At 59.8% G+C, this 18,603-nt stretch carries 18 protein-coding genes and 1 pseudogene; 3 read left to right on the top strand and 16 right to left on the bottom strand.

What is annotated here, in order from left to right; translation table 11 throughout:
* The first annotated feature begins 363 nt into the window (after positions 1 to 363).
* Positions 364 to 1,509 carry a hypothetical protein gene (locus HB778_RS39720; protein WP_183465619.1) on the top strand — a complete coding sequence of 382 codons (1,146 nt, stop codon included), beginning with the start codon at positions 364 to 366 and terminating at the stop codon, positions 1,507 to 1,509.
* A 398-nt stretch (positions 1,510 to 1,907) separates the two neighbouring features.
* Positions 1,908 to 2,945, top strand: coding sequence for an IS110 family transposase (locus HB778_RS39715; RefSeq protein WP_183465578.1), 1,038 nt, complete (start codon positions 1,908 to 1,910; stop codon positions 2,943 to 2,945).
* 283 nt (positions 2,946 to 3,228) lie between these two features.
* Here HB778_RS39715 and HB778_RS39710 read toward each other — a convergent pair whose 3' ends face one another.
* The 11 genes from HB778_RS39710 to HB778_RS39660 form a co-directional block, all read right to left on the bottom strand.
* On the bottom strand, positions 3,229 to 3,390 hold the full coding sequence (locus tag HB778_RS39710) for a hypothetical protein (protein WP_183455494.1): 162 nt from the start codon (positions 3,388 to 3,390) through the stop codon (positions 3,229 to 3,231).
* Positions 3,387 to 4,829, bottom strand: coding sequence for a methylmalonyl-CoA mutase subunit beta (locus HB778_RS39705; protein WP_183455222.1), 1,443 nt, complete (start codon positions 4,827 to 4,829; stop codon positions 3,387 to 3,389). Before HB778_RS39705 ends, HB778_RS39710 begins: the two co-directional genes overlap by 4 nt.
* A 442-nt stretch (positions 4,830 to 5,271) precedes the next feature.
* Positions 5,272 to 7,212 (bottom strand): sulfate adenylyltransferase subunit CysN, encoded by a 1,941-nt coding sequence (cysN, locus tag HB778_RS39700; RefSeq protein WP_183465618.1) that lies wholly within the window; start codon positions 7,210 to 7,212, stop codon positions 5,272 to 5,274.
* Between the two features lie 2 nt (positions 7,213 to 7,214).
* Positions 7,215 to 8,120, bottom strand: coding sequence for a sulfate adenylyltransferase subunit CysD (gene cysD / locus HB778_RS39695; protein ID WP_183465617.1), 906 nt, complete (start codon positions 8,118 to 8,120; stop codon positions 7,215 to 7,217).
* Between the two features lie 195 nt (positions 8,121 to 8,315).
* On the bottom strand, positions 8,316 to 8,549 hold the full coding sequence (locus HB778_RS39690) for a DUF2061 domain-containing protein (protein WP_183465616.1): 234 nt from the start codon (positions 8,547 to 8,549) through the stop codon (positions 8,316 to 8,318).
* A 216-nt stretch (positions 8,550 to 8,765) separates the two neighbouring features.
* Positions 8,766 to 9,512 carry a sulfotransferase gene (locus HB778_RS39685; protein ID WP_183455226.1) on the bottom strand — a complete coding sequence of 249 codons (747 nt, stop codon included), beginning with the start codon at positions 9,510 to 9,512 and terminating at the stop codon, positions 8,766 to 8,768.
* Between the two features lie 289 nt (positions 9,513 to 9,801).
* Entirely contained in the window at positions 9,802 to 10,590 is a 789-nt protein-coding gene (locus HB778_RS39680; RefSeq protein WP_183455227.1) for an ABC transporter permease, read from the bottom strand.
* A gap of 3 nt (positions 10,591 to 10,593) precedes the next feature.
* The gene (nodI, locus tag HB778_RS39675; RefSeq protein WP_183455228.1) at positions 10,594 to 11,508 is read right to left on the bottom strand and encodes a nodulation factor ABC transporter ATP-binding protein NodI; all 915 of its coding nucleotides are present in this window, start codon (positions 11,506 to 11,508) and stop codon (positions 10,594 to 10,596) included.
* Between the two features lie 231 nt (positions 11,509 to 11,739).
* Positions 11,740 to 13,092 (bottom strand): chitooligosaccharide synthase NodC, encoded by a 1,353-nt coding sequence (gene nodC, locus HB778_RS39670; RefSeq protein ID WP_183465615.1) that lies wholly within the window; start codon positions 13,090 to 13,092, stop codon positions 11,740 to 11,742.
* A 14-nt stretch (positions 13,093 to 13,106) separates the two neighbouring features.
* Complete coding sequence (nodB, locus tag HB778_RS39665; RefSeq protein WP_183465614.1) at positions 13,107 to 13,763, bottom strand: chitooligosaccharide deacetylase NodB; 657 nt, start codon at positions 13,761 to 13,763, stop codon at positions 13,107 to 13,109.
* A complete protein-coding gene (locus tag HB778_RS39660) occupies positions 13,760 to 14,191 on the bottom strand; it encodes a hypothetical protein (RefSeq protein ID WP_183465613.1) in 432 nt (143 codons plus the stop codon). Before HB778_RS39660 ends, nodB begins: the two co-directional genes overlap by 4 nt.
* A 130-nt stretch (positions 14,192 to 14,321) precedes the next feature.
* Here HB778_RS39660 and HB778_RS39655 point away from each other — a divergent pair.
* A pseudogene (locus HB778_RS39655) lies at positions 14,322 to 14,512 on the top strand (IS630 family transposase); the annotation flags it as partial.
* Between the two features lie 485 nt (positions 14,513 to 14,997).
* Here the strand turns inward: HB778_RS39655 and fabG are convergent.
* The 5 genes from fabG to HB778_RS39635 all read right to left on the bottom strand — a co-directional run bounded on the left by fabG (position 14,998) and on the right by HB778_RS39635 (position 18,366).
* Positions 14,998 to 15,735, bottom strand: a complete 738-nt coding sequence (gene fabG, locus HB778_RS39650; RefSeq protein ID WP_183465612.1) for a 3-oxoacyl-[acyl-carrier-protein] reductase — start codon at positions 15,733 to 15,735, stop codon at positions 14,998 to 15,000.
* A 277-nt stretch (positions 15,736 to 16,012) separates the two neighbouring features.
* Positions 16,013 to 17,221, bottom strand: a complete 1,209-nt coding sequence (locus HB778_RS39645) for a beta-ketoacyl-[acyl-carrier-protein] synthase family protein (protein WP_183465611.1) — start codon at positions 17,219 to 17,221, stop codon at positions 16,013 to 16,015.
* The gene (locus tag HB778_RS39640; protein WP_183465610.1) at positions 17,222 to 17,503 is read right to left on the bottom strand and encodes an acyl carrier protein; all 282 of its coding nucleotides are present in this window, start codon (positions 17,501 to 17,503) and stop codon (positions 17,222 to 17,224) included.
* 95 nt (positions 17,504 to 17,598) lie between these two features.
* Positions 17,599 to 17,757 (bottom strand): polysaccharide deacetylase family protein, encoded by a 159-nt coding sequence (locus tag HB778_RS43310; RefSeq protein WP_348524794.1) that lies wholly within the window; start codon positions 17,755 to 17,757, stop codon positions 17,599 to 17,601.
* 18 nt (positions 17,758 to 17,775) lie between these two features.
* Positions 17,776 to 18,366 carry a NodA family N-acyltransferase gene (locus HB778_RS39635; protein WP_183455235.1) on the bottom strand — a complete coding sequence of 197 codons (591 nt, stop codon included), beginning with the start codon at positions 18,364 to 18,366 and terminating at the stop codon, positions 17,776 to 17,778.
* Positions 18,367 to 18,603: the final 237 nt, after the last annotated feature.

Below are 18,603 nucleotides of genomic sequence, written 5' to 3'. Positions count from 1 at the left end.
GTGATTTGCCTCCGACGCCATCCGCTATTCGGTGGCACCGCCAGAGAAGATAGTCTCCAATCACCAATCGATGGGAACCTGGGATCGGCAGGCGATCGAACGTTTTACCCATCTCTGGAAACCGAGCCAGATTCTTACGGGCCTCGTCCCAAGACAGTGCCACCTCATGAAAACTTCATGACCGCCATAGTCTGCGGGAGCGACCTTCGCTGGGATCGATCGCTGCGGACCTTCGACCAAGTGGCGTATCACGACGAGATTGCAAAATATCTAATGCCGTATCCAGAGGTATAGTGGATGCGTTCAGCTGGCGCCTGAGATACTGCGCCTCGGAACCTTTGCGAGCCCGAAAGGTTGGGGCGGGTGACGGCGGGCCATCGCGCTTCCCTCAGGGGTTTCGAAATCGCCCGGCTCGGCGAGCCTGCGATCCGGGAACTATTGAATTTGCTCCAGTCGAAGTCCAATCACAGGAAACTGCAGACCGGTCCCAAAACCGCTTTCTGCCGCCTGTATGACTGGCTCGCCCACGAGTCCGACGACGACGCCTATGAACCCCTTCGTGACATCATCATGCGCCACTCGATCGAGACGATGCCGGTCGGTCCAGAGGATGAGATCTTCGGAAGGCCGGTATCTACCCGGAAGTTGCATTCCGTACGAACCGCATCCATCGAGTTCGAAACTCATCCCAAACGCCTTCGCAAACTGCTCCTTCTTGGCAAGTTGATCGATGAGACGACACGAACTGTCCCCGATGACAAGGTGCTCTTCGATGCCGAAGAAGGCCGCACGTTCATCCGGCGCGTGTTCGACGCTTTGCCTATGACGGATGCTGCGAAATACCTCAACGTGCCTCGCCTCCACGACCGCGGCCTGCTGGAGCACGGGTTCATCCGACCCGTGATCGAACTCGACCAAGGAGTTCTTACGCACTACAATTTTGCAAAGGCGGCCCTGGATGATTTCCTGGCGCGCCTCCTCGCCGGCGCAGACGAACCTGGCGAGGCGGACCCCGGGTTCTGCAATCTCCTCAGTGCCGGAAAGCAAGCATGCTGCGCTGTCATGGAGATCGTCAGGCTTAAGCTCGAAGGGAAACTGACGCGCACGAGAAAGTCGCCGACTGACTGCGGTTTCCTTTCTCTCCTGGTCGATCCGGATGAGGTCCGCCTACTGGTGCGACGAGAGGAGCATGGCGGACTGTCCCTTCGCGAAACCGAAAAGAGCCTCGGCGTAAGATCTGAAGTTCTTACCGCCCTCCTCGCGCAAGGCCACCTCCCATTCAGGGTTGGCATCAATCCCGTCAACCGTTGCCCGCAGAAACTGGTGATGCGAGCCGACCTTGATGAATTCATGAGAACCTATGTGTCGCTCATTCGGCTCGCAAAGGAACGGGGAGTTCATTTCAGCGGATTGAAGTCGGCTCTTGAAGAGTCCGGCGTCCCGCTGGCATTCGACCGCGAAACGATCAGCACGAGGTTTTATCGTCGAGACTCGCTGCCGTCCGTTTGACCCAAGACGTCCATCAATACAAAGCCCGGCGCCTGCCGGGTTTTTTGTACCCCAGCACAAGTGAGGCGCACTGTCGTGTCCAAAGCGAGGCGTCCTGTTGTGTCTAAAGCCTGAATTCGTGAGGCATTTCTGTATAAAATATTGAGATATTTCAAATAGTTACACGACGATGCGAGGCAAACTTTGAGGGTCCCGACAGGACGTCGTTGGCGCATGCGTCGCCTCCATGCGGGATGTGTTCCCGCCATCGAAGGGCAAAGCCGCCATTGATGCAGCCTGTAGACCTTTACAGATGGGGTGATTGGGGTCTCGCCCGAGCCAGATTGAGGGCGGCTGCTCCTGTCGAGATGTGAGAACGTGGTCGATGTAGATCGCCACAAACATCAGGAGGAGCAGCCATGAAGTATTTTGCCGGACTTGACGTGTCTTTGGAAGAGACCGCGATTTGCGTGGTCGACGAGGCCGGGCGGATCGTGAAGGAGACGCGTGCGGCGAGCGAGCCGCAGGCGTTGATCGAAGCGTTGCGGAAAGTCGATCTGCCGCTGGAGCGCATCGGGCTCGAAGCGTGTTCGCTGACGGCCTGGCTTCACGACGGGATGTGCGCCGATGGCCTGCCGGCCATTTGCATCGAGACCCGGCAGGCCAATGCGGCGATGAAGATGATGCCAAACAAGACGGATCGGAATGACGCCCGCGCGCTGGCGCAGATCATGCGCACCGGCTGGTATCGACAGGTGCATGTCAAGAGCCGGCAGTGCCGTCTCTGGCGATCCCTCCTCGTCGCCCGCCGCACGGTGCTGAACGAAACGCGCACCATCGAGAACGTGGTTCGGGCGATCCTGCGGGAGGCCGGCATCAAGCTGGGCACGCCGTCGCGAACCGCCTTCGCCAGTCGTGTGCGCGAGTTGGCCGGCACGGATCCGGTTGTCATGCCTTTGGTCGAGCCACTGCTGACGATCCTCGCTACAATGCTGGGAGAGTTCGCCCGCCTGACGAAGCAGGTTCTCGGTCTCGTTCGCCAGGAAGAGGTCTGTCGGCGGCTGATGAGCGTTCCAGGTGTGGGACCCATCACCGCGCTCGCCTTTCGTGCCACGATTGATCAGCCGGACCGCTTTCGTCGCTCGAGGGATGTCGGCGCGCATCTGGGTCTGACCCCGGCACGCTATCAATCTGGTGAGACGGACATTCAGGGCAAGGTCAGCCGATGCGGTGACGAACTCGCCCGCACGGCTCTCTATGAGGCAGCCCATTCGCTGCTCGTGCTCAGCAAGAAATGGTCGAGCCTCAGAGCCTGGGGCATGAACGTCGCCAAACGGCGCGGTATGGCTCGAGCCCGAGTTGCTGTTGCCCGCAAGCTCGCTGTCATTCTGCATCGCATGTGGAGTGATGCAACAGAATTCCGCTTCGGCAAGGCACCCGGCCGCGTATCGGCATGAAATGGGGATAACGGACCAACGAAGGAGGAGTTTATTCCGCCCGAAAGGGCGTGATCCGGATCGTTCCCGTGGGGACGATGGGCAAGGTGATCTCGTTAGCAGGCACGATCCTGGGCGAACTCTCCCAAAGTCGTTCAACAGATTGAGACGCCTCGCTCTACTGACCCCATCATGCGGCGGCCTAACGTCGACCGCGAAGAGAAGCGAGTGACCCGCGGGGCGACATGGTCCGGAAAAATATCAGGAGGAGCTTGACCTCAACGACCCCAATCAGAGAAGCTTGCTAGCGAACGACGCGGCCAAGATTCGCCTGACCGGAGCCTGCGTCGTGGAGATTGACCGCATCAATGCTGACAAGGCCTTCCGGCGTCATCCGCTGGCCTTTGACCTCGATGGGTGCGCGGCGTGGCGGCACCCAGCCGATCTGGCTGAAATCAGGGATCAAGAGGAGGCTCCGATCGATTGGTCGATGCGAACCGCAAACAGGGGCTCGCAGACGGCAACGCCTTCGGTGAAGGCGGGCCGTCGTTCCGCTGCCAGCGTCTCGACCGGACGTTCGCTTTTCAACGGATAGAGCGTGGTGGCGATGATGGTTGGCTCGCCTGCCTGATAGGCTGCGTTGCGCCGCGCTGCCGCGGCATGAACGCGTGCCTGGATATGCCCGCCCTGGAGGCTGGACAAGACGCCGCCCTCGGCCTCGATTGTCTGCAATTCCGCCCAGGCCATCTCGCACAGTTCCGCGGTCAGCGCTTCGACCGCGCCGGATCCGTAGGCAGGATCGGCGACATGATCGATATGGCTTTCATTGGCCATGATCAGTTGCGCGTTGCGGGCAACGCGGCGGGCAAAACCCGCCGGCAGACCATGCGCGATCGTGTGCGGCAGGATTGAGATCGAATCGGCGCCGCCTGATGCTGCCGCAAAGCAGGCAATCGTGGTGCGCAGGATGTTGGTTTCGGGGTCCAATGCCGTCATCATGCGAAACGACGTCTCTGCGTGGATATTGGCGGTGGAATTGGGGATCGAACAGGCTTCCTGCAGCCGTGCCCAGAGCCTGCGCAGTGCCCGAACCTTGGCCACCGACAGGAATTGGTCCTGGTCGACGCTGAGCGCAAAGCCGATATGGGGTGCGGCATAGACAAGCGGCTGCCGCGCCGTCTCGAACATTCTGAGATAGGAGACCGCCGAAGCCAGCATGATGCCAAGCTCTTGCGCCTCCGTGGCGCCGGCATTGTGGAGCACGCGGCCGTCCGCCTCCAGGAGCACGCCCGGAACGCCCATCGAGAAGAAATGCGCCAACGACTGCGGCATCGACGCCTGCAACGCCTCGATCGACATGCGCAGCCGGCCGGTCCCGGCGAAGATCGCCGCCGGATCGATGCCGAAGGAGAGGTTGAGCTTTGCCGGGTCCGAACGGCGCTTGCTCAGGAGCGCCACCAGCCAGTCGGCCACGGCCCGGCTCCAGGGATGGGCATCGATGCGGATCTGGATACGGTTGAGCGGCACACCGTCCAGCACTGTCTCCAGTGCCTGCGCCGTCCTCGGCAAGCCGTAGCCGAATGCGTTGGGCGCGCCTTCAAAAACAAGCGACAATCCCGTCGCGCCTTGCGCTACGTCCTCCAGGGCCTGGGCCCTGGCGCGGTCGATATCCGGATCGTCGACGCGCTGGCTGACGATCCAGGGCGATTTCGGGTTTGCGCGCACGGTTGGTTCCGCTGCGGTGCTGCGGTCGTAAAGTGGTTCGATGCGGATGTTGTCGTCGGTGTGCGAGACCAGCTTTTCCTCGAAGGATGCGCCGGCCAACGCCTTTTCCGCCAGGGCCAGCCATCGCTGGCGCTCGGCATTCTCGGGTTCAACATCCCTGGTCAAGGCTCCAGCTCCCATCCTTCTTCCTCGTTTTTATGCGTCCGCATCAGCCTGGAACACAGTCTACGGTTCCCGGTCCGATATCGTAATGCAATGCACTTGTTGGATCTGAATTCGACCTATCGGAATTATGTCAGCCTGTGGCACAAACCATGGCCGATTGCCACATACCGGCAAAATTGACGATCTCGGCAGCAACCCACGAGCTCCATCCATCTGGTCGGGAAGCGCATAGTTCAGGGCGATGCTGCGTGATCAGGTGGGTGGTCTCCGGCTGTTTCGTTGTTTTTGAGTTTGCAACCGACATCGAACTGATGTGTGCGACCCCGGCTCAACAATCCCTGCAGGTGGGGCGAGGCGTCCGCCTTCGTCTCATGGCTAAATCCGGCATCAAAGACAGCCGATGGCGCCACTCGCCGCCAGTGCCGACCCTTCGAACAGGGCGAGGACTGCCCTGTCATCAGATGGATCCACCATTGTCGGCAGGAGGTGGTTGCGCAATGTCGCGCTCGTTCAGCCAAAGTTCCAGGGCCTCTACCATCTCTTCGGCTGACTTGCCGAGTGTCTTGAGATGGATTTCGGGTTTTTCCGGTACTTCATACGGTGAATCGACGCCGGTGAAATTCTTGATCTCGCCATTCAGCGCCCGGGCATACAGGCCCTTTGGGTCGCGTCTCGCGCATTCTTCGAACGGCGTGTCGACAAACACCTCGACGAATTCACCGTCGGCCATCAATTCCCGCGCCATGCGCCGCTCGGCGCTGAACGGTGAAATGAAGGAGACGATGACGATCAGACCGGCATCGGCCATCAGGCGTGCCACTTCGGCGACGCGGCGGATATTTTCGACGCGATCGGCGTCGGTGAAGCCGAGATCGCGGTTGAGGCCGTGGCGGACATTATCCCCATCCAGGATGTAGGTATGGCGGCCGGTGGCGTAGAGTTTCTTTTCGAACAGATTGGCGATGGTCGACTTGCCGGAGCCGGAAAGCCCGGTGAACCAGAACACGGCGGGCCGCTGGTTCTTCATGTCGGCGCGGACGCGCTTGCCGACATCGAGCGACTGCCAGTGGATGTTTTCGGCGCGGCGCAGCGAATGCAGGATCATACCGGTGCCGACCGTGGCGTTGGTGATGCGGTCGATCAGGATGAAGGCGCCGGTGGTGCGGTTTTCGGCGAAGGTGTCGAAGGCGATCGGCGCCCGCGTCGAGATGTTGCAGATGCCGACTTCGTTCATCTCCAGCGACTTGGCCGCCTCATGGGCAAAGTCGTTGACGTTGACCCGGTATTTCAGGTCGGTGACGGTGGCGCTGGTCTGGTCGGTCTCTGTGCGCAGGATGTAGGAGCGGCCCGGCAGCAGCGCATGCTCGTCGAACCAGACGATGTTGGCAGCGAACTGGTCGGCGACCTGCGGCCGCGCTGCCGGCGACACCAGCATGTTACCTCTGGAAACCTCGACCTCGTCGTCGAGGACAAGGGTGATGGCCTGGCCGGCGACCGCCTTCTGCAAATCACCGCCATGCGCGACGATGCGCCGGACATGGGAGGATTTTCCGGATTTGGCGACGACGACCTCGTCGCCCGGCGCAGCCGAGCCCGACGCAATGGTGCCGGCAAAACCGCGAAAGTCGAGATTGGGACGGTTCACATACTGCACCGGAAAGCGGAACGGCAATTCAACCGCGGCCTCGTCGACCGACACGGTTTCGAGATGTTCGATCAGCGTCGGGCCGGAATACCATTCCGTCTTGTCCGAACGGTTGGTGACGTTGTCGCCGTAGCGGGCAGACATCGGGATCGGCACGATGGTCTGGAAGCCGAGTTTCTGCGAGAACTGCCTGTAATCTTCGACGATCCGTTCGAAGACCGCTTCGTCGAAGCCGACGAGGTCGATCTTGTTGATGGCCAGAACGACGTGCCGGATGCCGAGTAGCGAAGCGATGATCGAATGGCGCCTGGTCTGGCGCAGCACCCCTTGCCGGGCATCGATCAGCACGATGGCCAGGTCGGCGGTCGACGCGCCGGTCGCCATGTTGCGGGTGTATTGTTCGTGGCCGGGCGTGTCGGCAACGATAAACTTGCGCTTCGGCGTGGCGAAGAAGCGATAGGCGACGTCGATGGTGATGCCTTGCTCGCGCTCGGCCTCGAGGCCATCGACCAGAAGCGCGAAATCGATGTCGTCGCCGGTCGTGCCGTGCTTGCGCGAATCGCGTTCGAGCGCGGCGAGCTGGTCCTCGAAAATCTGCTTGGTGTCGGAAAGCAGGCGCCCGATCAGCGTCGACTTGCCATCATCGACGGAACCGCAGGTGAGGAAGCGCAGCAGCGATTTCTTCTCCTGCGCCGCCAGATAGTCGCGGACGCCGTCGGTGGGGGCGAGACTCTTTGCCATGATGTGGCGCATGGTCAGAAATACCCCTCGCGCTTCTTCTTTTCCATCGAGCCGGCTTCATCGCGGTCGATCAGGCGACCCTGCCGCTCGGAGGTGCGCGCGGTCAGCATTTCGCCGACGATGGCTTCCAGCGTGTCGGCATCCGATTCGATGGCGCCGGTCAGCGGATAGCAGCCGAGCGTGCGGAACCGCACAAGGCGGTCCTCCACAGTCTCGCCGGGGCGCAGTTTCATGCGCTCGTCATCCCGCAGGATCAACATGCCGTCGCGCTCGACGACGGGCCGTTGCTTGGCGAAATAGAGCGGCACGATCGGGATGTTTTCCTGCAGAATGTACTGCCAGATGTCGAGCTCGGTCCAATTCGACAACGGAAAGACGCGGATCGATTCACCCGATGCGATGCGGGTGTTGAATATCTTCCACATCTCGGGCCGTTGGTTCTTCGGGTCCCACACATGCTGCGCGTTGCGGAAGGAGAATATGCGCTCTTTGGCGCGCGATTTCTCCTCGTCGCGACGGGCCCCGCCAAAGGCGGCATCGAAACCGTATTTGTCGAGCGCCTGGCGCAGCGCCACGGTCTTCATCACATGGGTGTGCGTGTTGGAACCGTGATCGAACGGATTGATGTTGTCGCGCACGCCATCTTCGTTGACATGAACGAGCAGATCGAAGCCGAGTTTCTGCGCCATCTGATCGCGAAAGGCGATCATCTCGCGGAATTTCCACGTCGTGTCGACATGAAGGAAGGGGAATGGCGGCTTGGCGGGATAAAACGCCTTCATCGCCAGATGCATCAGCACGGAGGAGTCCTTGCCGACCGAATAGAGCATGACCGGCTTGGCAAAAGCGGCTGCAACCTCGCGGAAGATATGGATGGACTCGGCCTCAAGCCGTTGCAGGTGCGTCAAAGGAACATTCATGTCGGCACTTTCCAATCCAGCCTTTGACGGCGCGTAAAGCACCGCCCCGGGCAGAGCTGCCAGTCATCCCCGAAGCGGGCCCTTGCAAGCGCGAATGTGCGCCGGACGTTCGACGCTTGCTGAAACCATATGATCACAGCTTTCGTCATCGCGACGATCTGAGACATCCGAGAGATTGCCCCAATGGTGTGCTGTTCAATCAGCCGGCAATATCATGCGCCGGCCAAACGGAATGAACGACCATGCCCGTTCGTGGAGATAGTACAGCACGATTTTTGTAATAACTTCAGCACTGGCGATCGATCCCGCGGAAACGACGTTTCCAGTTATGAGCCAGCTCAGCGCGAACGTATCGATACTGCCTGTGATGCGCCAGCTGACAGCCTTGGCTATGGATCTGCCGTGGGTCTCGGGAACAGGAATGAACATGCGCAATCGCTCCAGGGGACGTCAAAACCGACCTGATTTGGTCATTGATGGTGGGAACGTTCTTGATCCTGCCTGTCGATCAGGTCGGGGAGGAAGTACGTTGGCGGTCATGCCCTTCTTGGCAAGTCTGCAACAAGAACGCCCTTAGTTGATGCCAATCGCGGCCAAGTGGCAGCCCCGTCGTGGAGCAAGCCCGCTACTGGCTGCGAAGGCCAGTCACACGGCAGCGACGTCAAAGAACCTCGCATAAGGTCCGTCTGCGAAGTGAAGCCGCAACTCGTCGAAGTTCTCTACCGTTTCGTCGAGCGGTCGCGCTTCCTGGCGCTGAAGGATGGCGCGACCGGAAAGCTGAAGCCCCGGAACCCCCAAGAAATCCCAAACCGCTCCCAAACATGCGGCGGGTTCTTGAAGAAGGCTCTCATATTCGATTACCAGCACGTTGGACGGCGCGAAGGCGTGCGCAACTCGAGCGTAGAAAGCGTCGGCGGTTTTGAAGTACGCCTCGCAGTTGTCGATTGGCAATCTGACCCGTGGTGGCGGAGCCCCATCCTTGTCCGAACTGAACTTCAGCCATTGGCCGCTTTGCCGTGCCTGCACGAGCGACCTTAGCGATTCCAGTATGTTTCTCCGGACCACGAGGATGACCTTGAGTCCTGGCCAACGGGCCAGTTCCGCAAAAAAGCCCGGATGATCGTGAAACTGAGGTTCGTTGACCTTGCAGCCAACATGCGTCACCGTCTTGTCGCTCCAAGTGGGACAGCGCACGTAAGCAAGCTCTAGGAGCTCGCGATCGCCGAGCAGCAAGCGATCCTTATCGGGCCAGTTGGTGTCGTACTCGTTGAGCAACTCACCGTTACTCAATATGTTCGGATGCTCGTTTAGCAATACTTCCAGGTAGTGTGTCCCGGTCCTTGGCATAGCAAGGATGGCAAAAGGCTCAGGTGTCGGTGAAATGTGGGTCATGGTGTGTGTTCCAGCTGATGATAGTTTCGACGGTTCAGGGCGCCCAGGACAAGAATACTGGATGTGATCTCTTGAGACGCGGACGGATGCAATCCGCGCTCATGCAGCCGGATCGCGCCATGAGGTTCTGGTATCGCAGACCGGCGTGCAAGGCTGCGTCCAGTCGCGTGTGCGCCTCAGCTTGTGTGTTCTGCTGTCCCCAACTCACAGTCGCTGGGCCAAGCACGTTCGCGGCTGTAGCCGTTCGCGATGCCGACTCTCGTTCTCCTTCTTGTATTCGTAAGTAGCATCAACGCAGCAGGCGCCGGCGAAGCAGCACCATCGAGAGGAAGAACGGCACTACCGCGTATATGCAAAGCGCACCAATGTGCAGGGCGATGTCCCCAGCCGGGCGATCAAGCATGCCCGGACGAATCAGGTCGATCGAATGCGCCAGCGGTAAGATGCCCGCTATGTGCTGAAAGGTGCTTGGCAGTTGAGTGACCGGGAAGACAGCGCCGGACAGGAACAACATGGGTGTGAGGAAGAGCGTCTGGTAGAATATGAAGTAGTGGTAACTGGGCGCAAGCGCGGTTACGATCATCGCCAGGCTCGCAAAGGCCAACCCAGTGAGAGCGATGACTGGTAGCACATAGAGGACGGACGACCATGCTGAGTAGCCCGCTATGACGGCCACCATCGCAATTGCCGTGCCGGCCAGAAAGGCCCTTGTGGTTGCCCACACCAACTCACCGAGAACGATGTCGCCGAGGGTAAGTTGTGTGTGCAGGATCGCTTCCCAGGTCCGCTGTTCGTTCATGCGAGGGAAAGTCGCATAAATTGTTTCGAAGGTGGACGCGGTCATCGCACTTGTCGCGACCATGCCGGCTGCCAAAAAAGCAGGGTACGACGCGTCTTCAACGCGACCTACCATCATTCCGAGACCAGTGCCGAGTCCGAACAGGTAGATCATAGGATCGGCGAGGTTACCGAGAATCGACGCGAGCGCGACCTTCGTCCATGCCAGATAGTTGCGGCGCCATACCGCAATCCAGTTCCAAGCGTTGGCGGGTAGAGCCGCCGAAAACCCTTTACCCATCGTTCACTTCTCCATCTCGCGTCCGGTCAGCCGCAAGAAAACGTCCTCCAGACTGGGTGGACGCTCCAGAAGGCGCAGACCCGCGCGCCCGCGCAGTTGTACGCGAACCTGCTCCGGATCGGCCGTATAGCAAAAGAGCGTCTCGCCGCTCACCTCGACGCGCTGCACGTATGGCCTGATCAGCGAAACCAACTCCTGGGGATTCCCGCCGAAGATCTCGATCACCTGGCACCCGATGTGTTCCTCAATCAGGGCATGAGGGCTGCCTTCGGCGAGTTTGCGTCCATGCTCCAGAACGCACAGCCGATCGCATAAACGCTCGGCCTCTTCCATAAAATGGGTAGTCAAAATGATCGTCTTACCGCGCCCCAGCAGGAAACGCAGACGCTCCCAAATCAGGTGTCGCGCGTGCGGGTCGAGGCCGGTCGTCGGCTCGTCCATCACGAGTAGCTGGGGGTCGTTGATCAGCGCACGTGCCAGTGTCAAACGCCGTTTCATGCCGCCAGATAGTTCGCCGACACGTGCATCCGCCTTGCTCTCAAGACGGGCGAACTCGAGGAGCGACGGGATGACCTCTTTGATCTTGCGTGTGCTCATGCCGAAGTAGCGCCCGAACACCAACAGGTTCTCTCGTACGGTGAATTCCTGGTCAAGGTTGTCGAACTGCGGAACCACGCCGATGCTCTTGCGTGCCAAGCGACTCCGCGCACCCACTGGCTCTCCAAGAACCGTGATCTTGCCCGCATCAGGCACTGTCATGCCAAGGAGCATACGCGCAATCGTGCTCTTGCCCGCACCGTTCGGCCCCAGCAAACCGAAGCACTCTCCCGACGCAACGGTGAACGACAGCCCGTTCACAACAAGCTTGTCGCCGAAGGACTTCTTCACGCCGGCAAGGTCGATTGCTACTTTGGACATGTGTCTATCTCAGTCTTAAGAGGCCATCAGCCGGCCCGGTAGCTTACTTGCGAATATTTCTTGGCAGAACCGGCCATCGCATAGTGACGGCCCCTTTGGATAGTCACAGCCGAAGCAAGCGTGTGTCGCTCTCACCGGACGGATTAGCGTCGAGATGCAATCGATCGCCGTGCTGACAATTGATGGATGTTGCCCAAGCTCACAACGTGTCCATCCAGCCAACGCACTCGATCACTCAGCGCTGCAAACGCTGTCCGCGTTCACCAACTTTGAAGAATCGCGCGGAAGATCCGTTCTTCGAATTGCCTCAGCACTTCCCGAACTGCCTGTACCAACTCCGGCAATCGGGTTTGCGACGATGATCTGCTTTTTGTCGGCGTTGGGCAGGGTGGCAGTCTTGCGTGAAAGCCAATCACTATTGCTCAAGGTGCACAAAGCATAGGCTTTCAAGGGGAGTAACAGAAAGATGTTGATAAAAGTGTGCAGTGAAAAGCCGATAAATCGAGCTTGCCGAGCTCGACATGCTGTCACGGTGCACCGAATGATGGTCATTGCTGCAATAACGAGGATTGTCGGCCACGGCAGCGTGGCTGTCAGTGCAAACTGCGCAATCCCGGCTATTACAGACAGGGCAAGAAGTAGCGGGCCAAGATTCTGTCCGACGACGTCCAATGTAAGATAGCGATCGAGGCCGGGCAACAGGCGCAGCGCAAGCAGCGTGTCCCGGAAAGTGCTCCGTGCCCAGCGCAGTTGTTGGCGCAGATAAGGTCCTAACCTATCGGGAACCACCGTTACAGCAATAGCGTCCGGAACGTACTCGGTTCGAAAGCCTGCCTCCAGCATGAGGATCGTAAGATGGCGATCCTCACCGAAGTCGCTTGGCTTGCCCCGAAACATCTGCGTCTCGTACTGGTCTAGCAGCGAAAGCAGCGAAGATCGGCGGTACATAGCACAGGGGCCGCAACAGCACATGACGGCACCGAAGCGGGCTTGCGCCGCCCTCTCCTCGTTGCAGGCCAGCCAGTACTCCATATCGATCAATCGGGTCAGCCAAGTGTCGCTCCGGTTGCTTGCCGTCAACTGGCCCATGGCAGCGCCGATTGCTGGATCCTGCATCTTCCGTGCAAGCTTCCTGATGACGTCGGACGCAAGTGTCGTGTCCGAGTCGACGTTGAGCACCAAATCTCCAGATGAGCGACGTATCGCGGCGATCTGCGCTTTGCGCTTGCCGACATTCTCTGGGAGCAGAATGAAGTCGAATCGCGGGTCGCCGGCGTAATTGTCGTGAATGGGAATGACGGCGTCGCGATTTCCAGAACCGTCATCAACCACGTAGACACGTAGCTTTCCGGCGTATTCCTGGTTTGCAATGGAATCTAGGCACGCCGAGAGCGTAAGCGGGCCTTCGTTGTAGCAGGGGATGATGACATCCACGCTCGGCCAGAGGTCGGAGCCGACCAGGTCTTCCGACGCCGGTGCAACGGTTGGCGGCAGGGAATAAACCGCCTGCATGCCCTTATAAACAGTCGAGAGCAGTGCATAGCACGCGACGGCGACAGTACTGGTCGTGGTAAGCAGGTCCATGGGATCTCGTATGTTCAGTGATGTTGAGGGAGCGGGCGGATTACAAAACCGCGGTGATGCAGCGCTGGAATCAGGATGGATAGCGCCGTGACAGTCTGGTCACGCAGACTGGCGTAGGTGGCCGATTTCAACTCCTCGGGCCACCCGTCGTGCAAGAGCACAATTGCGCCCGGCCCAACACCGGTGAGCACCTCATCGACAATCGCGTCGACGCCAGGGCGAGCCCAGTCTCGCGGGTCAACTGACCAATGGACGCATGCCAATCCAGCGCGCGCCGACGTAGTGAGCACGTCCTCGGTCCAGACCCCATACGGCGCGCGCATGCGCCGCACCGTGGCCTCGGGACACGCCATCCTGATGGCGTTGCTTGCCTCGACTATTTCACGTTCGACTTCGCCGGGTTCGCATCTGGACAGGTCCGGATGAGTCATCGTGTGATTGGCTACCTCGTGCCCTTCTGCAATCATTCGTCGGATGAGTTCCGGCTGGTCTGCTGCGTGGGCACCGATGACGAAGAACGTCGCCGCCACCCGATGTTGCGCCAACAAATCGAGGATCTGCGGTGTGCAAACTGGATTGGGCCCGTCGTCAAACGTCAAATAGACGCTGCGATCTTGAGTGCCGTCAGCGCAGTCACTGGGCACTTCGCACATGTAGTCCACATTTTTCATAGGTTTGGAACGCTCCGATCGATCAGGGTGCCGGGCGGCCACTCGCCCATCGAGCATCGAATTGGCGCAACATGGTTCGGCATCGCCTGCCAAACCGTGTCGGATGGAATGGAGAGGTTGTCGCGTCGTGTCGACGCGATGGACCTTGCACGGGTCACCGAAGAACCAAGCCGCAATCGACATGCGACTTGATTGATGTTGGGCGTATGCCGGAAGGCGTACACCAGAAAATGCTCCTCGGAGCCGAAAGTGCTCCTCGGAGCTAAGGCAAACATCGACAACGTTCCTTTAGGACTTCCTTGAATTCTCCCTATGCGACGTTCTGCAAAATCGGTAAAATCGTTTGTTTCGATCAGATGCATCCACGCTTTGGATAGCTGATGACATGCGTTTTCAAACGGCTCGATGTAAATCTCCTCGTGGTGCACGACGCGCGCTCGCCGGGCGCGGCCTCACTGCCGCGGCAAGCCGAAGCATCGGATGACACGAGCCCTTTCGAACAATCTTCGGGACTAGCCCGCCAGCTTGCGGCGCGCTTTGGCGTCGCTTTGTGTGGTCCAGCGCTATCGAGCTACGGGTAGCGCTCGGCCTGGGGTGGCCATCGCCACAGCGTTCTGGAGCATCGGGCGTTCATCATCATCGAGCGGATCGAGCAGACCTCGAATCTGACGCTGCATCGGCAGAAGCTGGCCGCACGCGGTATCTTAGTGTCCCGTAATGCGGTTTGGCAGTTTCTCAGGCGCGAGGGGTGGAGATGGGCCAGCTCATCCATAAAACCACATCCACCGAATGCGCAAACTACCTCGCAAACGCTCGTGGGTATGCTTCCATCAAAATGCTCTAAGCCAACCGGCCATGTCGTCGCGGGGCTGCACGATTCTTTCCGCGATGAAATATTGCCATGAACAGCCGCGAACGTATTCTAATACCGCGTGCGGAAGCACTCGCCCCCTAAGTTCGTTAGAGTGGAGACCTCTCGCGTGATGCCTACCCGCACGGTGGCCCATCTCCCGCGTAATCTCGGCCGCCACTACCTGCGGCTCTTGGCCATCAGGGCGGCCGACGGCCAAGGGCGATCACGCCGCTCTGCTGGGCTATCTGAAATCACGCATATTGCTGCCCCTTCGGTGATGCTGGATGAATCCCAGATCTTCGTGGCAGATAGCTGGTTGCGCAGGTCGCGGACCGTGACGCAAGGGCGTTTTGGAACAGGTAAGCTCCGGTCAGCCCGTGCTCAGATCATCGCCATGCCGCCATTCACATGGATGGTCTGGCCGGTGACGTAGCCGGCTTCGTTGGAGGCGAGATAGGCAACGGCGGACGCGACTTCAGCGCTGGTGCCCATGCGGCGCGTCGGGATCGCCGCCATAATCGCCTCCTTCTGCTTGTCGTTGAGCTTGCCGGTCATCGCCGATTCGATGAAGCCCGGAGCGACGCAGTTGACGGTGATGTTGCGGGTGGCGATCTCCTGCGCCAGCGACTTGGAAAAACCGATCATGCCGGCCTTGGAGGCGCAGTAGTTGGTCTGGCCGGGATTGCCGGTGACGCCGACCACCGAGGTGATGTTGATGATGCGGCCGTGGCGGCGGCGCATCATTGGATGGGTGAGTTCGCGCGTCAGCCTGAACACGGCGGTCAGATTGACTTCGAGCACGGTGTCCCAGTCGGCGTCAGACATGCGCACGAACAGGCCGTCCTTGGTGATGCCGGCGTTGTTGACCAGGATGTCGACACCTTCGAGATCGGCCTCCGCCTTCTGGCCGAGCGCCTTGACCTCGTCGCGGTTCGACAGGTTGGCCGGAAACAGCTTGACCCGGTCGCCAAGCTCGGCGGCCAGCGTCTCCAGCTTCTCGACGCGGGTGCCGTGCAGGCCGACGACGGCGCCTTGCGCATGCAGCACCCTGGCGATCGCCTCGCCGATGCCCCCGGATGCGCCGGTGACGAGCGCCTTGCGGCCAGTCAGTTCCAACATTTATTATGCTCTTTTCAAATGCTGCAGCATCGCCGCGCCAGAAGTCTCGGTTCGTGGCAGCTTCCTCGCCGCGAACTCGCGCAGCGCAGAGGTCTCGGCCACGATAATTCCAGGCGCCGGATGACCGACGTGATCACCTCAATCTGCTGCTTCACTGGGCTACTGCAAGTACTTGCACTCCAACCCTTCAGCCCACCTGAGCAAGGAGGCCGCCACGGACCGATCGGGGATTCCGCAAACATCGGGATACGGAAGGTGACCTTGCCGGCATGTCGTCCTACACCTGCCTGAATGCCAGAACTGCGTTCATGCCGGCCATGGCGAAGGCGTTGCTCAGTGCCACGCGGACCTTGCGCTCGCGCGCGACGTTGGGCGTGACATCGAGATCGCAATCGGGGTCTGGCTCGCGATAATTGGCGGTCGGCGGCACGACACCCTCTTGGATTGCCATCACGCAGGCGATCATTTCAAGCGCGCTCGCGGCGCCGAGGCAATGCGCATGCATGGACTTGGTGGAAGAGATGGACATCGAGTTGGCGTGGCCACCGAAGACTCGCTTGATCGCCTCCGTCTCCATCCGATCATTGGCCTTGGTGCCCGTGCCGTGCGCATTGATGTAGTCGACATCCTGGGCATTCAGCCCGGCATCGGCAAGGCAGGCGCGCATCGCCGCCTCCGGCCCCTCGACAGCCGGCGCGACGAGGTTGAAGGCATCAGCGGAAAGGCCGATGCCGGCGATCTCGGCAATAATCGTTGCGCCGCGAGCAGTGGCATGTTCATAGCTTTCCAGCACTGCCATCCCCGCACCCTCGCCCAGCACCAAGCCCCTCCTGTCGGAGGAGAAGGGCCTGCAGGTATCTGGCGCAATCACGCGCATTGCTTCCCACGCTTTCACCACACAAAATACGAATGGCGCGTCGCTGCCTCCGGCAAGCATCACGTCGGCCCGGCCGCACCTGATCTGGTCTACGGCTGAGGCAATCGCATGGTTGGCAGAGGCGCAGGCGGAGGTGACGCCGAAGACCGGCCCGCGCAGGCCGAGGCTCATGCTGACCTGGCCGGCAGCGGCACTCGGCATCGCCTTGGGTACGTCCATGACGCCAGCACGGCGCGCGCCGTTCAAAAGGAGAGCGCGGTAGCTTGCCTCGATCGCTTCCCAGCCGCTGCCGCCGACGCCCACTATCGCACCGAAGCGATAGGCATTTCGTTCATCGCAGGAAAGTCCGGCCTGTCGCATGGCTTCCCGCGCTGCAAGCACGGCAAGCAGGCTGAAGCGGTCCATGGTGACGAGCTGCTTGCGGTCGATGTCGTGCTCAGGGAGCGTCTTGATCTCGGCACCGATCGTGCCGGTCAACCCATGAAGCTCTGAAGTGACAATCGGGCCGATTGCTGAGCGACCTTCGCGCATCTCTTTCCAGATGGAGGGGGCATCAGTGCCCAGCCCGCACAGCCCGCCTATTCCGGTGATGACGACCCGCCTGTCCATTCAAGCTGCCTCAGCAAGCAAGCTGCGGATGGCTTTCACGATGTCGCCAACATTCTGCAGATCCGACCACGCCTCCGATGTGTTCATTTCGATCTTAATGCCATAGGCTTGCTCGAGGTCCCAGAGCACGTCCGCCAGTCCCAGCGAATCGATGCCGAGCGCGGTCACTTCCGTCTCCGTCGTTATTTCGCCGACGATGGGTCGAAACGCTCCCGCAAAGTTCTCAGATTCGACGCGTTTCTTGATTATGGTAATGATTTCCGTCGCGAGTTGATCAGCCATTCTGTCTGTTCCTTTCGATTTCAGCTGGTTTGACGTGGGCGCGGCTCAACTCCTGCGGGCCGCGTTGCGAAAATAGCCACCGACAAAGCTCATGCTCATAAGGGCGGGCTGAGTTCCGGCCGATCGGCGGCGTAGGCTCTGATGACGAAGAAGGTCGCCGGCACCCGATGTGGCGCCAGCAGATGACGGATCTGCGGTATGCAATGTGGGTTAGGCCAGTCCTCAAAGGTCGGCGTCAGCGCATCACCCGGCACTCACATGTGTAGTCCTGCTTACAATTCTGGACCGTTTCGGTCGATCAGGGTGCCGGGCGGCCACTCGTCCATCGAGCGTCCAATTGGCGCAACGAAGACGATCACGTCCTCGACGCGGGTAGGCGGCATGTAGGGATGTATATTTGCGAGGGTGGACCGTACCTCAACCCCCGACACAATGCTCGCCAGACCGCCGCGGCAGAACCTCTCAACGTGGTTCCGCATTGCCTGCCGAACCGTGCCGAACACAAATGGAACCCCCATCCGCTGCAGCAATGGGTACACAACGCTCAGTGAAAAGCTGATTCCGAGTCCCTCAAGATCCGGACGGACCCCGTATAAGCCAATTTCGGCCACCAGTAGATCGACCTCGCCAACTTTGATGAAGCGGCGCAGTATGCCAATATGAGCCGCTATGCCGTGCGCGTCGTAACCGATTGCGCGGAATTCCGGCCTTGCACCGGCCCAGCTACGGCCGCCTTCGAATGGCTTTGCGAGGAAGGCCCCATGCCGTCCATAAGTCTTTAGAAAGAAATCGGAGAGTTCGACATGGTCGGCCAGTTGCAACTCATTTTCCCAGCACAACTTCCACCGTACGTCAGAGCCCATGGAAATACCTCATCTTGATTGCTGTTTTTGAGATAAGCGCCTACGCATGGAGAGCTTGTCGCGTCGAGCTGACGCGATGGACCTTGCGCGGATCACCGAAGAACCAAGCCGCAACCGACATGCGAGTTGATTGATGTTTCGGCGTATGCCGGAAGGCGTACACCAGAAGATGCTCCTCCGAGCCGAGAATGCTCCTTGGAGCTAACGCAAACATCGACGATTTTCCTTTAGGGCTTC

Origin of the sequence: Mesorhizobium huakuii (assembly GCF_014189455.1) — a bacterium.
GTDB classification, from domain to species: Bacteria; Pseudomonadota; Alphaproteobacteria; order Rhizobiales; family Rhizobiaceae; genus Mesorhizobium; species Mesorhizobium huakuii_A.
Note: the sequence above shows the minus strand (reverse complement) of the source record. Positions and strands in the feature narration are given on the sequence as shown.

What these genes read in the sequence shown, in the direction of transcription:
- nodI (WP_183455228.1), bottom strand. Translation starts at nt 11,508, where the DNA reads ATGTCCAAAGTAGCAATCGACCTTGCCGGCGTGAAGAAGTCCTTCGGC.
- nodC (WP_183465615.1), bottom strand. Translation starts at nt 13,092, where the DNA reads ATGGACCTGCTTACCACGACCAGTACTGTCGCCGTCGCGTGCTATGCA.
- cysN (WP_183465618.1), bottom strand. Translation starts at nt 7,212, where the DNA reads ATGCGCCACATCATGGCAAAGAGTCTCGCCCCCACCGACGGCGTCCGC.
- HB778_RS39640 (WP_183465610.1), bottom strand. Translation starts at nt 17,503, where the DNA reads ATGGCTGATCAACTCGCGACGGAAATCATTACCATAATCAAGAAACGC.
- HB778_RS39645 (WP_183465611.1), bottom strand. Translation starts at nt 17,221, where the DNA reads ATGGACAGGCGGGTCGTCATCACCGGAATAGGCGGGCTGTGCGGGCTG.
- HB778_RS39715 (WP_183465578.1), top strand. Translation starts at nt 1,908, where the DNA reads ATGAAGTATTTTGCCGGACTTGACGTGTCTTTGGAAGAGACCGCGATT.
- HB778_RS39690 (WP_183465616.1), bottom strand. Translation starts at nt 8,549, where the DNA reads ATGTTCATTCCTGTTCCCGAGACCCACGGCAGATCCATAGCCAAGGCT.
- HB778_RS39680 (WP_183455227.1), bottom strand. Translation starts at nt 10,590, where the DNA reads ATGGGTAAAGGGTTTTCGGCGGCTCTACCCGCCAACGCTTGGAACTGG.
- cysD (WP_183465617.1), bottom strand. Translation starts at nt 8,120, where the DNA reads ATGAATGTTCCTTTGACGCACCTGCAACGGCTTGAGGCCGAGTCCATC.
- HB778_RS39635 (WP_183455235.1), bottom strand. Translation starts at nt 18,366, where the DNA reads ATGGGCTCTGACGTACGGTGGAAGTTGTGCTGGGAAAATGAGTTGCAA.
- fabG (WP_183465612.1), bottom strand. Translation starts at nt 15,735, where the DNA reads ATGTTGGAACTGACTGGCCGCAAGGCGCTCGTCACCGGCGCATCCGGG.
- HB778_RS39705 (WP_183455222.1), bottom strand. Translation starts at nt 4,829, where the DNA reads ATGGGAGCTGGAGCCTTGACCAGGGATGTTGAACCCGAGAATGCCGAG.
- HB778_RS39685 (WP_183455226.1), bottom strand. Translation starts at nt 9,512, where the DNA reads ATGACCCACATTTCACCGACACCTGAGCCTTTTGCCATCCTTGCTATG.
- nodB (WP_183465614.1), bottom strand. Translation starts at nt 13,763, where the DNA reads ATGAAAAATGTGGACTACATGTGCGAAGTGCCCAGTGACTGCGCTGAC.